This is a genomic window from Secundilactobacillus silagei JCM 19001 (assembly GCF_002217945.1).
GTDB lineage: Bacteria > Bacillota > Bacilli > Lactobacillales > Lactobacillaceae > Secundilactobacillus > Secundilactobacillus silagei.
Genome location: NZ_BCMG01000001.1, coordinates 12,791 through 26,160, shown reverse-complemented (window position 1 = coordinate 26,160; position 13,370 = coordinate 12,791). Strand labels below are relative to the sequence as shown.

At 46.0% G+C, this 13,370-nt stretch carries 12 protein-coding genes and 1 riboswitch; of the genes, 7 read left to right on the top strand and 5 right to left on the bottom strand.

Features of this window, described 5'->3' with window-relative positions:
• Window position 1 precedes the first annotated feature (1 nt).
• Both dapD and lysA read right to left on the bottom strand, forming a co-directional pair.
• Window positions 2-712: a 2,3,4,5-tetrahydropyridine-2,6-dicarboxylate N-acetyltransferase gene (gene dapD, locus CES79_RS00115; RefSeq protein ID WP_089135951.1), complete on the bottom strand. Its 711-nt coding sequence runs from the start codon at window positions 710-712 to the stop codon at window positions 2-4.
• Between the two features lie 46 nt (window positions 713-758).
• Window positions 759-2,075: a diaminopimelate decarboxylase gene (gene lysA / locus CES79_RS00110; protein WP_054653576.1), complete on the bottom strand. Its 1,317-nt coding sequence runs from the start codon at window positions 2,073-2,075 to the stop codon at window positions 759-761.
• A gap of 102 nt (window positions 2,076-2,177) precedes the next feature.
• Window positions 2,178-2,360: riboswitch (Lysine riboswitch) on the bottom strand.
• 348 nt (window positions 2,361-2,708) lie between these two features.
• On the opposite strand from lysA, the gene CES79_RS00105 reads away from it, so the two are divergent.
• Entirely contained in the window at window positions 2,709-4,073 is a 1,365-nt protein-coding gene (locus tag CES79_RS00105) for an aspartate kinase (protein ID WP_089135950.1), read from the top strand.
• An 83-nt stretch (window positions 4,074-4,156) separates the two neighbouring features.
• Window positions 4,157-5,167, top strand: coding sequence for a diaminopimelate epimerase (gene dapF, locus CES79_RS00100; RefSeq protein WP_089135949.1), 1,011 nt, complete (start codon window positions 4,157-4,159; stop codon window positions 5,165-5,167).
• A 76-nt stretch (window positions 5,168-5,243) separates the two neighbouring features.
• Here dapF and CES79_RS00095 read toward each other — a convergent pair whose 3' ends face one another.
• Together CES79_RS00095 and lplA are read right to left on the bottom strand one after the other, a co-directional pair.
• Complete coding sequence (locus CES79_RS00095; RefSeq protein ID WP_054653572.1) at window positions 5,244-5,552, bottom strand: DUF7671 family protein; 309 nt, start codon at window positions 5,550-5,552, stop codon at window positions 5,244-5,246.
• A 7-nt stretch (window positions 5,553-5,559) separates the two neighbouring features.
• Window positions 5,560-6,600, bottom strand: a complete 1,041-nt coding sequence (gene lplA / locus CES79_RS00090; protein ID WP_054653570.1) for a lipoate--protein ligase — start codon at window positions 6,598-6,600, stop codon at window positions 5,560-5,562.
• Between the two features lie 142 nt (window positions 6,601-6,742).
• Between lplA and CES79_RS00085 the strand changes: the two genes are divergently transcribed.
• On the top strand, window positions 6,743-7,114 hold the full coding sequence (locus CES79_RS00085; RefSeq protein WP_054653568.1) for a glycine cleavage system H family protein: 372 nt from the start codon (window positions 6,743-6,745) through the stop codon (window positions 7,112-7,114).
• Window positions 7,115-7,204: 90 nt separating this feature from the next.
• Here the strand turns inward: CES79_RS00085 and CES79_RS13000 are convergent, their stop codons facing one another.
• A complete protein-coding gene (locus CES79_RS13000) occupies window positions 7,205-7,351 on the bottom strand; it encodes a hypothetical protein (RefSeq protein WP_089088279.1) in 147 nt (48 codons plus the stop codon).
• A gap of 221 nt (window positions 7,352-7,572) precedes the next feature.
• Here CES79_RS13000 and CES79_RS00075 point away from each other — a divergent pair, with 221 nt between their 5' ends.
• The 4 genes from CES79_RS00075 to CES79_RS00060 all read left to right on the top strand — a co-directional run bounded on the left by CES79_RS00075 (window position 7,573) and on the right by CES79_RS00060 (window position 13,325).
• On the top strand, window positions 7,573-7,803 hold the full coding sequence (locus tag CES79_RS00075) for a P8 family protein (protein WP_054653566.1): 231 nt from the start codon (window positions 7,573-7,575) through the stop codon (window positions 7,801-7,803).
• A gap of 556 nt (window positions 7,804-8,359) precedes the next feature.
• Window positions 8,360-9,430: a carbamoyl phosphate synthase small subunit gene (locus CES79_RS00070; protein ID WP_089135948.1), complete on the top strand. Its 1,071-nt coding sequence runs from the start codon at window positions 8,360-8,362 to the stop codon at window positions 9,428-9,430.
• A complete protein-coding gene (gene carB, locus CES79_RS00065; protein WP_054653564.1) occupies window positions 9,423-12,497 on the top strand; it encodes a carbamoyl-phosphate synthase large subunit in 3,075 nt (1,024 codons plus the stop codon). Before CES79_RS00070 ends, carB begins: the two co-directional genes overlap by 8 nt.
• 198 nt (window positions 12,498-12,695) lie before the next feature.
• The gene (locus CES79_RS00060) at window positions 12,696-13,325 is read left to right on the top strand and encodes a hypothetical protein (protein ID WP_089135947.1); all 630 of its coding nucleotides are present in this window, start codon (window positions 12,696-12,698) and stop codon (window positions 13,323-13,325) included.
• Window positions 13,326-13,370: the final 45 nt, after the last annotated feature.

Sequence of the window (13,370 nt, the reverse complement as noted above, 5' to 3'; positions counted from 1 at the left end):
ATCACAACTTTCTTAAATCGTCTTCAAGACCGGTTTTAGATTCAGTCTTCTCATCAACGTTTTTAATGAATTTAGCCGGGACGCCAGCAACCATAGTATGCGGTGCCACGTCCTTTGTCACAATGGCTCCCGCCGCTACAACAGCACCTTCACCCACGTGAACGCCTTCGATCACCACGGCGTTAGCACCAATCAACACGTTATCGTCAACGCGGACCGGTTCAGCTGAAGCGGGTTCCACCACCCCGGCTAACACGGTACCGGCACCAATGTGGGAATGTTTCCCAACGATGGCCCGGCCACCGAGAACCGCACCCATGTCGATCATGGTATCATCACCAATTTCAGCACCGATGTTAATGGTCGCACCCATCATGATGACCGCGTTATCACCGATCAGGACTTGGTCCCGGATAATGGCACCGGGTTCGATCCGGGCGTTGACATCTTTCATATCAAGTAACGGGACGGCTGAATTACGGGTTTGGTTTTCAATTTCAGTATCCTTAATTTCGGCTTGATGCTGGTCGAGAAACCCTTTAACATCGGCCCAGTCACCGAACAGCACCCCAGTCTTAGTTTCAATGAAGGCTTTAATGCTATCCGGCACCGTTAAGTTGGACAAATCACCCTTAATGTAAACTTTAACGGGTGTCTTCTTTGGCGCATTGCCGATATAATCAATAATTTGTTGTGCATCTAATTTTGCCATGTGATTTCCTCGTCTCTCTAAAATGTCTATAATAGGTAGTTTTTATTTAAAATGTTTTGGGTAGTGGCTGATCCAACCGCGTCAGATCAGCGTACGTTTCCCGTTTAACCACCAGCGTGGACTCACCATTTTCAACAAAAACCACTGCTGGCCGTGGATTACGGTTATAGTTGGAAGCCATTGAGTAACCATAGGCACCCGTATCCAGGACAGCCAGTACATCGCCGGGCTTGCTTGCTGGTAAAGCCTGCTTATCAATCAAGATATCACCGGACTCACAATACTTACCAGCAACATGCACCGTTTCAGTGGGTAGCGCGTTAGGCTGATCAACTAACACGGCTTCATATTCGGCTTGATAAAGCGCCGGGCGGATGTTATCGCCCATGCCGCCATCAACGGTCAAATACGAAGTTAATCCAGGAACGTCCTTGCGAGAACCAACGGTATAGAGATTGTAACCGGCTGGCCCAGCAATCGAACGACCAGGTTCGATCCAAACGGCCGGCATGTCCAAATTCTGATCCGCGGCACTTTGCTTGATGGTCTTAACGATGGCATCAACGAAATCTTCTGGTGCTAACGGATGATCATCCTTGGTGTAACGAATCCCAAAGCCACCGCCGACGTTGATCACTTCCGGCTGATACTGATACTGGTTGTGCCAGTTAGCGGCAATCTCAACTAATTTCTTGGCGGCCATTTGGAAACCTTTCAGTTCAAAGATCTGCGAACCGATATGAGCGTGAATGCCTAACATATTCATCCGGTCATTAGCCAGCACTTCTTGTAAAGCTTGGTCGGCTTGACCTGACTTGAGATCAAAGCCAAACTTACTGTCTTCTTGACCAGTTGAAATGTATTCATGGGTGTGCGCCGAAATGCCTGGGGTAATTCTGAGCATGACAGCTGAAGTTGCGTCCTGTTCTTTAAGCACCTGATCCAATAATTCAATTTCATGGAAGTTATCTAAAACGATAACGCCAACCTTGTTTTTAACGGCCATTTCCAATTCTTCCCGGGATTTATTATTCCCATGAAAGCTGACTCGTGACATTGGAAAGTTAGCCTGAATAGCGGTGTAAAGTTCACCACCGGAAACCACGTCAATGTGACCTTGCTCTTGGTCGATCACCTGAAACATGGCAATCGTCGCAAACGCTTTGCTGGCATAACTGACCGCGTAATCAACGCCATTGGCTTCAAAAACGGATTTAAACCGGCGAATCTGGTCACGAATCTTTGAGACATCGTAGACCGCTAGTGGTGTTTGGTACTTGGCCGCTAATTGGTCGGCGTCGACCCCACCAATGGTTAAATGTCCTGCTTCATTAATCTGCTCGTTCGTCAATTGCTCGCTCATGTTATGTCCTCCGATGGTTAGTTATGGTTGTACGAAAAGGAGCCCTTTTGTTTACGCTAAACAAAAGGACTCCAAGTTTAATGACAAATTCATTATGGACTCATTTTCGATAGCGCTCCGCAGACGTTATATATCTGCGACAGTCCGTGATTTATTGGATCGCGTCCCAGCTAACTGACTGCTGTAACAGTGCAGCGCTTCGGCAACGTCCCTGTTAGGTCCGCCTCTTCGTCATTACAGTGACTAAGCGAACTGACTGGTGTCGGTTGCAACCTCTTCGATTTAATCAAATTCTATAATTGTTTTCACAGATAGTCAAGGGGAAATTAAAAGACAAGGTGTGAAGGCGAGCGGTTAGAGAGCGGTGTGTAAGGCGGCGTGAGCAAAAATCCCGGGCTTGGATTTATGTTCACGCCACCTTACACGCAGCTCTCTGCTCGCCTGAACCCAGTTAGGCCATGTATCCGGAGCCCTCTCACCAAAATCTAAAAAAACTTCACTACCTACATAGGCTACCTAAAAATCCCCGCATTCTCATCTGCAAAACATTTGCCAAAGCAAAATAAACTGTTAGAATTCAATGTAATTATTAACCGTTTCTGATAAAAGTCAGACGGACAAGGAGTGTTGGATGTGAAAGTCGTTAAGTTTGGTGGCAGTTCGTTAGCTGACGGACCCCAGTTTGAAAAAGTGATCTCAATTATGAAGGCTGATTCTCAGCGTCGGGTGATTATCACCTCTGCGCCAGGAAAACGTCATGAAGGTGACATTAAAGTCACCGATCTGCTCATTAAATATGCAGAATTAACGATTAAACATGCAGATACCGGCGAGATATTTAACCAAATTTTTGCGCGTTATCAGTCAATTGGTAACTACTTTAATTTAGACGACAAGGCCCTGGCACCGATCAAGCAGGCGCTGCGTAAATTACCAACCACGCAATACCCAGACAATGAGTATCTGATGGCTGCCTTTAAGGCTCATGGCGAACGTCTAAACGCCCGGTTGATGGCTACGGTGATGAACCACGTGGGAATCACGGCACGCTTTGTTGACCCTAAAGTTGCTGGAATTATTGTCAGCGATGAACCCAATAACGCAACGGTGCTGCCAGAGACCTATGAAAATTTAGCTCAGCTTCCCGTTGATAATTCGGTCCTGGTATTTCCTGGATTCTTCGGCTTTACACCAGAAGGTCAGATTGCGACCTTTTCTCGGGGTGGTTCTGATATCACCGGGGCGATCGTTGCCCGCGGGCTGCACGCCGACCTCTACGAAAACTTTACCGATGTCAACGCCATTTACGCTGCTAATCCCAAGCTGGTCGATCACCCGATTGCCATTCCGCGAATGACTTACCGAGAAATGCGGGAACTTTCATATGCCGGCTTCTCAGTCTTTCACGATGAAGCCATCATTCCGGCGATTCAGGGTCAGATTCCCATTAACGTTAAGAATACCAATCGGCCAAATTTACCCGGTACACTGATCGTGCCCGAAAAAGATTTCCAGCCGACGCAAACCATTACTGGCGTTGCTAGTTCCACCCGCTTTGCCGCGCTCTACATTCACCGTTACCTGCTGAACAAGGAGGTTGGCTTTACGTTGAAATTACTGCAAGTCTTTAAGAAGTACAACGTTTCTTACGAACACATGCCTTCTGGAATCGATGACCTGACCGTGATTTTTGACCGCACCCAGTTTGACGAAGATACCGTTCATAATATGTGCCATGACATTCGTGAAGTCCTTAAACCAGACACGTTGGAATGGATCGATGATTACGCGATTATTATGGTTGTCGGCGAAGGTATGCGCAATAAGGTTGGCGTTATTGAACAAATTATTCGGCCACTGGTTCAGCACAACATCGGCGTCCACATGATCAACCAAGGGGCTTCGCGAATTTCAATTATGCTGGGGACTCGACGCGCGGATGCGGAAGCGGCCGTTAAAAGTATCTACGACGCCTTTTTTAGCCCTGATCCAGTTTAAATTTAGGTTAAAAACAAGACTTTTTCGTCAAAGACTGATAGAATGACATCACAATTATTGCTAACGATAAGGAGTTAAAAAATATGGTGCAATTACGTAAAGTACACGGGTCTGAAAACCACTTTTTCTTACTGGATCAAACGACCTTGGACCAACCGTTAAATGACGGGGAATTAGCCGCCTTAGCCCAGCAGGTCACCAATCCTCAAACGGGTATTTTAGACGGTGCTGATGGCCTGTTAGTCGTTAATTCATCGGCCCACGCTAACGTTTTGGGGCAAATGCGCGTCATCAATGCTGATGGCAGCGAAGCTTCAATGTGCGGCAACGGCCTGCGAACGGTGTCACGGTATTTGGCTGAAAAAAACCACACGAATCAGTTCAAAGTTGAAACCCTCACCGCTGACCTGCAAGTGAGCCGTCAAAACGATTTGGCACCGGATGTCCCAGCATTTAGCGTGGAGATCTCACCCGTTCGCTTCAAGCCAGCTGACTTTCCGTTTACTAACTTGGGTGATGGGGCTTTGATCGACCAGCCAGTTCCAGCCTTTGCTGCCGGATTGAACTTTACGGCAATTGCCGTTCCTAATCCCCACCTCATCAGTTTTGTGGATGAAGACACCATGAATAGCGACATTCTTGGCAAATTAGGCGCTCACTTAAACGGTCATAATGATTATTTTCCAGATGGTGTTAACGTTAGTTTTGCACAGATCTTAGGTAAGAATCAGCTCTTCGTTCGGACTTATGAACGGGGAGTCGGCTTCACGAACGCTTGTGGGACCGGTATGTCAGCAACTAGTCTGGCCTTTGCTATGACCCATCCTCATCTCGGTCAATTTGACCACACCATCACGGTTTATAACCCCGGTGGCATGGTCAAAACCAAGGTTCATCAAGCAGCCGACCGCTACTGGATCGATCTCATTGGTAACGCCACGCAGACCCACCTCATTGAAGTTGATGAAGCGCAACTGCACGGTGCGAACGTGACGACAGAAACAGCAACCATCGAGCCAACGACGGAAGAAACCGCTTATCTCAAGTTTGTTGATCAGTTACCAAAAGTTTCGGCGATTGCCGTTAAAAAATAAACTGCATATGTATACAAAAATAGCGCATATTTTCAACCAAGTGATGGTTGTTAATATGCGCTATTTTTAATTATTTTCAGTTGAGTTTGGTGCGCGCCAATTGAATCAGATCATCACTAACAAACTCACTGGTAAACCGCTGCATTGGTGTAATCGCATGGCGATTCTTATACGCCACCGGTTTAGTTGCAATCACGGCTACCGTAAGATGGTTTTCAGTCAAGAAGACCTGACCAATTTTTTTCAATTTGCCCTTCGTGTGCCGGCCAGTCCGCCAAGAATGGAGCTGAAAGCTGGCTTCATCACGAATCACGTATTGCCCGCTGTCATCCTGTTCAACGGGCACACCAATATATTCTTCAACTGGGTACTTTGGTTTTGCCATTATTCACCTACTGTTTTTCAATGATCAATTCATCAATTAATTTATCAAGATCTGCGTCGTTTAATACCTTCCGCAACCAGTGCTTATTGAGCCGCTTGCGCAGATCGATTTTATCTAACGTGACGCCCGTGAGTTGTGCTTCTAATTTGCGCGCCAGTTTATCATCCAACAGATTGCCATAGATTGCAACTTTCGTAATTCGCTGCTCTTTTACCATCAGATTCAAGATCAAAGAACCGGCGTCAAATTGCTTGAAGCGGCAGCGGTTAAAGCCTGGATTAGCACCGAAATTCCAATCATCCGTCTGGTACTGTTCAGCCAGCCGTTCATCAATGATCTGCCAGTCGTGATCGGTCAAATGATACGTTTCAATATCCTCTAACCGCTCAACGTGAAACAGTTTAAGCAGTAGCTGCATCTTGAACTGTTCACTAGTCAGCTGCTGATACTCTGGTGCTAAATGGGTCTTAATATTTTCAATGTCACTGCGGTTTGACTTGACCCACTTGCCGTTGATATGCGTTTCAACCGGTTTGAGGGCCTGGCTGGCTGCTGCTAGATCCATGTCAAACATCAGCGTCCCGCCAGCCGCATAAGCGTTCCCTGACTTCACCATCGTCATGCCCGTAAACTTATGGTCGTTCACCACAAGATCCGAATTGCCGCGTAACTGCGCGTCCGTAGCGCCTAATTCGTGCAGAGCAGCCAAAATTGGCTGAGCGAAAACCGAATAATTGCCCCACTCAGCGTCATCATCAGTGTCGCCCACCACAATGTTTTCAAAAATCAAGTTCCCCATATCATGGTAAACGGAACCGCCACCGGACGTCCGCCGAACTAACGTAATGTTATTCTCTGCTAAATAAGGGACGTTGACCTCCGCAAACACGTTTTGATTCACACCAACAATGACCGATGGTTCGTTAATGTACATGATCAGTCCATGTCCTGGTAATTTAAGGTCGTTGATCAAATAATTATCCAGCGACTGATTCACAATGGGATCATAGACCGGCTTACCGTCCCGACTTGTATCGATTAAAAACATATGTCCGCTCCTTTTCTGTAAGTTGTTACATCCATTTTACTTTTTTTCGGTCATTGATACCAGCCCAATGTAAAACGCTTTCTTTCTCTCAGCAAGCTCGGTATACTAATCGTATGGTAGAAACAAAAGGGAGTGGACAGCGATGTCATTTTGGACAAAATTAATTAACAGCATTAAACGCTTATTTGGCGGTAAAGCCACCCAGTTTGATCCCCAGGAAAAAGACGGGGTCTGGTATCAGAAAACTAAGCCCGGCGTGGTCCGCATCGGGATTGCCGATCAAGCCTATGAAGACCTCGGCGACATTACCTTTATGGATTTTTCATCACCGGACAATCAGTTGGATCAAGACGATGATCTGCTTGAGATGGAAGGCGCCAAAGCGGTGGAAACGTTGCAGTCACCCGTTAAAGGCACCATCATTGCCAGAAATAACGCGCTCTTAAAGCAAAGTGATCAGCTCGCCAAACATGCAACTCAGGATAACTGGTTGGTCGATGTTAAAGTCGCCTAATTTGCACAAAAAAGAACGTGATTACAGTCGATTTTGACTGCGATCACGTTCTTTTCATTTACATTTGGCAATAGCCAAAGCCGTTTTTAATTAGTTTTGGTTTTCAAGCTTTTCAGCAGCTTCGTCAATAGTAGCGAAACCAGACTTGCCACTCTTAGCCTTTGGGTGCTTAGCACGGTCTTCCTCTGCCTTTTCGATCAATGCCTTACGTTGTTCCTTGCTTAATTTGTTAGCCATTTAAATCGCGCTCCCTTTATTTGTCTTAGCTTAATTGGTTAGGACTTCCTAACTACTTTATGTTAGCACTAATGGGAGAGTTTGTTAAATATTGAACCTGTTTAGGAATTGATTTAACAGTCCCTTAAACATTATATAAAATCACTTAATATAATTATGAGCGAATAACTTAACACACAGAAATAAAGGACTACAATGTAAGTGTTAGGAGGAATTCAAATATGGCAGAAGATGTAGATAAGACTTTATTCTTAGATTACAACATGAGTGACGCTTTTGACTGGAGCAAAGACGAAATGCCAGTTCGCGACGCCATTTGGGATTACCTCATGGAGCACAACAATCACGACACCATGAAGACTGAAGAACAAATGAAGCCATTCATGACTGAATCTGAAGCTGACATTCGTAAGTTTGCTGAAGACAACTTGAAGACTGCGGACGCTAAGTAATTTATCATTAGCAAATCATTTTTAAAATAAGGGTGATTCACCGGATCAGTGGTGAACCACCCTTATTTTTTGTATATTTTGTAAATTACAAGATTGTACACAATATAAATAATAGCATGCCTGATATTTTCTAATAAAAACGAATAAATTATTTGATTTTGACTAGCTTTATTCGGAAATATAGTTTAAAATCAGTTCAAATCTAGTAAGTTGAGTTGTGCAAATCGTCATTATTCAGAAAAAACTTTTGTATATTCATTTTTCTGCATAATACGATTGAGCTGACCGTTTGCTGATTTTTCCATTGTTTGTTGTAAATCTTTTTGTATGAGGGTTTAGCTCGACAATTATCACCGACACGATCGGCATAAAGTTCGGCTATAAAGTTACATTTTATCTCTATAAGTATTCATATATAGATAAAATAACTTATATTTAACTAAAAATAGCTGTTTTTATGTATAAAGTGTCTTGACAATTCCTCGAAAAAATTTTATCTTATACAAAAAGCAATTAACTCCGTCCTGCGAGGCGGCAATTGAGGAGGTTATCAGACATGAAAAAATATTTAACGCTAGAAAACGGAGATCAATTTGTTGGTACTGCCGTTGGCGACTTAACGAAAGAAATTAAGGGTGAACTCGTTTTCACCACCAGTATGGTCGGTTACCAAGAAACCTTAACTGATCCTTCGTACACGAATCAGATCATCACCTTTACCTACCCATTAATCGGTAACTATGGCATTTCGCTGCACGCGAACCAGTCACCATCGGTTGCCGCATCGGCCGTTGTTATGCAAGAAATTGCGACGACGGTTTTTCATTATCAAAGTGTCATGACGCTGGACGACTTTTTGAAGAAGTCTGGTGTGCCAGGAATCGCTGGTATCGACACCCGTGAATTAACGAAGATCATTCGAACCCACGGCACGATGAAGGCCAGCCTCACTAATCAGCCACTGGCAAAGAGCAGTTTTAACCAGGCCAAGTCAGTGGATATGATCGTTAAGTCCGCCACGTTCGCCCACTCAACTGACGAAGATCCGGACCACGTTGTCCTGGTCGATTTTGGGGTCAAAGCCAACATCGTTAAATCCCTGGAAAACTTCGGTGCTAACGTCACGGTGGTCACTCCTGAAGCCAATTTTGATACCATCGCTGCGTTACATCCCGATGGCATCCTGCTCTCCAATGGCCCTGGTGACCCGGAAGACTATTCAGACTTCCTGCCAGTTATCAGACAGTTGCAAGAACACTACCCGCTATTCGGGATTTGTTTAGGCCATCAGCTGTTAGCCCTGGCAAACGGCGCTCGGACTTATAAAATGGTCTTTGGCCACCGGGGTATTAATCACCCCGTCAAGAACCTATTGACCAATGAAGTGGTGATCACCTCCCAAAATCACGGTTACGCCGTGGACATTGATTCAGTATCTGATACACCCCTTGAAGTCACCGCCATTGAGATCAATGACAAGACCTGCGAAGGGCTTCGCTATCCTGGAAAACCGGTCTTTTCAGTCCAGTATCATCCAGAGGCCGCACCAGGGCCCCACGAAGCGACGCGCTTATTCAGCAAGTTTATTGATCTCATGAAGACGAACGGGGGAGTACAGCATGCCTAAAAGAACAGATTTAAATAAAATTGTGATTATCGGCTCGGGTCCAATCGTTATCGGCCAAGCCGCGGAATTCGATTACGCCGGCAGTCAAGCCTGCTTAAGCTTAAAAGAAGAAGGTTACGAAACCGTTCTGATCAATTCCAATCCAGCCACGATCATGACTGACGATGAAATTGCGGATAAGGTTTACTTGGAACCTTTGACCTTAGATTCCGTCACCGCCATTTTAAAGAAGGAAAGACCAGATGCCATCTTACCTACTCTAGGTGGTCAAACCGGACTTAACCTCGCCGTTGAACTGGCTAAAAAGGGAACCCTAGCTGATCTCGGCATCGAATTATTGGGGACTAACCTCCACACGATCAATCAAGCCGAAGACCGGGAAGCCTTTAAGGACCTGATGAAGGAACTCAAGCAGCCGATTCCGTCTTCGAAGACGGTTTATGACCTCCAGACCGGGTTAGACTTCGCCAATGAGATCGGTTATCCGGTCATCATCCGGCCAGCCTATACCCTTGGCGGTACTGGCGGTGGTTTCGCTCACAACGACGCCGAAATGAAAACGGTACTCAACCGTGGCCTAACAATGTCACCGGAAACCGAATGTTTAGTTGAAAAATCGATTGCTGGCTATAAGGAAATTGAATTTGAAGTCATGCGGGATCACAACGGTTCTTCGATCATTGTCGCCGGCATGGAAAACTTCGATCCAGTGGGTGTTCATACCGGGGATTCCGTTGTGTTTACCCCAACGCAAACGCTAACTGACAAAGAGTATCAGCGCCTGCGTGACGCGTCACTGAACATCGTTGATGCCCTTAAGATCGAAGGCGGCTGCAACGTCCAACTCGCTCAAGATCCTTACAGCGAACACTACGACGTCATCGAAGTTAATCCACGGGTCAGCCGTTCTTCAGCACTGGCTTCAAAAGCCACTGGCTACCCAATTGCTAAAATTGCCGCTAAGATTGCCGTGGGCCTCAACCTCGACGAGATCATCAACCCGATCACCCAAACCACTTACGCCATGTTTGAGCCGGCTTTGGACTACGTGGTCGCCAAGATTCCCCGCTTTGCCTTTGACAAGTTCTACCATGCCGACCGGAAGTTAGGCACGCAAATGAAGGCCACCGGTGAAGTCATGGCCATTGGCAGCAACATTGAGGAGTCCCTGTTAAAAGCCGTTCAATCATTGGAACTGGATACCCAAATGCAGGCCACCCTGTTACCGGATGACGCCAAGGATAAATCCTTAGATGAGTTATTAGATAAGATCAAAACGCCAACGGATATCCGCTTATTTGAAATCTTTGCCGCCATCGCCAAGGGTGCAACTATCAAGCAGCTCCACGATGCCACTAAAATCGATGAATTTTTCCTATCGAAAATGATCAATATCATTGCGATGCAAAAGGAATTAACGACTGGCATGCTAACTGCGGAAACGGTTCTTAAAGCCCAAAAACTCGGCTTTGATGATAAGATGATCAAAACGGTCACCAACGTTTCCGACCAGGAGTTAGCCAAACTGCACAGTATGGCTGATCAGCACCTCGTTTACAAAATGGTGGATACCTGCGCGGCCGAATTTGAAAGCTTCACCCCCTACTTCTATAGTACGGTGGGTACTGAAAACGAAAGCAAGCCACTGGGGAACAGCGTCATCGTCCTTGGTGCTGGTCCGATTCGAATCGGCCAAGGGGTTGAATTTGATTACACTACCGTTCACTCGGTTAAAGCCCTTCAGGCTGCCGGCTACAACGCGATCATCATCAACAATAATCCCGAAACGGTTTCAACTGATTTCTCAATTTCTGACAAACTGTACTTCGAACCACTCACCATTGACTCGGTAATGAACATCATTAATTTGGAAAAACCACTGGGCGTGATCGTTCAATTCGGTGGTCAAACGGCGATTAATCTAACCCAGCAGTTAACGGATCATGGCGTTAAAATTCTGGGCACCAACATGGCTGGCATTGAACAAACTGAAAACCGGCACGATTTTGAAGACCTGCTGATCGATCAAGGCATCGCGCATCCAGCTGGTGATACCGCCACTGATATTCCGGACGCCCATGCAATCGCCAATAAACTCAGCTACCCCGTTTTAGTTCGGCCAAGCTTCGTTTTAGGCGGTAAGGGAATGGCCATCGTGCATGATCAGTCTGAACTCGATGACTACCTGATTCCAGCCCTTAAGCACAGCCACGGCGAACCGATTTTAATCGATAAGTACATCAAGGGTACCGAATGTGAAGTCGATATTTTAAGTGACGGCAAGCAAGTCTTTATTCCAGGCATCATGGAACACTTGGAAGGTGCCGGTGTGCACTCCGGTGATTCAATCGCCATGTACCCGCCGCAGACCTTGACTGATTCACAGAAGGCTAAGATCATTCAAATCGCCACCAAGATTGGTAAATCAGTTCACTGCATTGGCATGATGAACATCCAATTCATCGCTGCCGACCAGATCTACGTCATTGAAGTGAACCCACGGGCTTCACGGACCGTGCCGTTCATGAGTAAGATCACGCATATGCACCTTGCCCAATTAGCCACTCAGCTGATCATCGGCAAGTCGCTGGCCGACATTAACCTGCAGCCGGGACTGTATCCGGAACCAGATAGTGTTTACGTTAAAGCACCGGTCTTCTCCTTTGCCAAATTACCGGGTGCCCCAACAGCGCTCAGTCCAGAAATGAAGTCTACCGGTGAAGATCTCGGCCATGGCAAGACGTTGGCCGAAGCGCTGCACAAGGCGTTCTTCGATAGTTATCATTTTGACAGTGATACCACTGGGCCAATCCTGGTTACCCCGCATGACGCCGAAAACACCGACCTCATGGCAGCCCTGGACGCTGGTGGCTACCCGCACCAGGTCTATCAACTGGATCAAAAATGGCCGAAGAACCTCGCTTTCGTCCTCGCCACTGAAGATGAAAGTGACCTCGCTAAGCAACTGACAGCCAAGGCTCTAAGTCATCAAGTGACTCTGTTTACGGCTTCGGATACCGTTGCTGCCTTAGTGGAACACGTATCTAGCGCTAAACAAGCTGGTTAAGCTTTAACTCATCATCAAAAACACCTTCAACAAGCTTTTGCTGAAGGTGTTTTTGTGTGTTCAAAGGGTTTAAAAATAAGCGCCCAGCATTTCACTGAAACCGTTTACTTTCTGATTGACACTGACTCTGGAACCTGCGATGATTAGGTTATAGACACTTAAAATGATAACCAATGCTCACCTAGGGAGGGACTCAGAATGATTAAAGATCAAGATCCGCAAACCGTAAAAAGACGCACTCATTTAACACTTTTATTAATTGTGCATGCACCAAAGCACGTTCCGCTAACAGAACTGGCGGCTACACTAGGTGCTGAAAATGACACTGTTCGGCATGATTTAAACTGGGTTTCTGACTTTTTAGCGCACTATAACTTAGTCGTGGATCTCTCTGTTGATCAGCAAGTCGCCGTTTACGGCCAGGAGAATTATTTATTCCGAGCAGCCTTAGACCTCTTAAAAACACTCTCCAAGCCTAATCAACTGGTCACTAGTTTCCCAATTGCGGATCAAAAATTAGAAACGCAATTAAAAGACCAGCTGGCAGCATTAGTGAAGACCACCCCGTTAGATAGCACGGCACAGCAGTCGATCTACGATTATCTGTGGACGGTTGCGATGCGGTACCGTTATGGCGTCGTCAAGCGACTAGGGTTAGCCGAACTCTTTACGCCAGGTCAGTTGGCTTTAATTGCCAATGAAAAAGTGATTCATCCGTGGTCACAACAAACGGTTGAAATAATAGCCGATGATCTGCCAGCTAAAAATGATTTGCCGCTAGTGGAAGAGTATCTCTTAACCATGCGGGTCTGGCTTTACGCTAACTAACAACTATTAACTATTCCTACGTTTCGGTCAAACTGATCGAGGCGT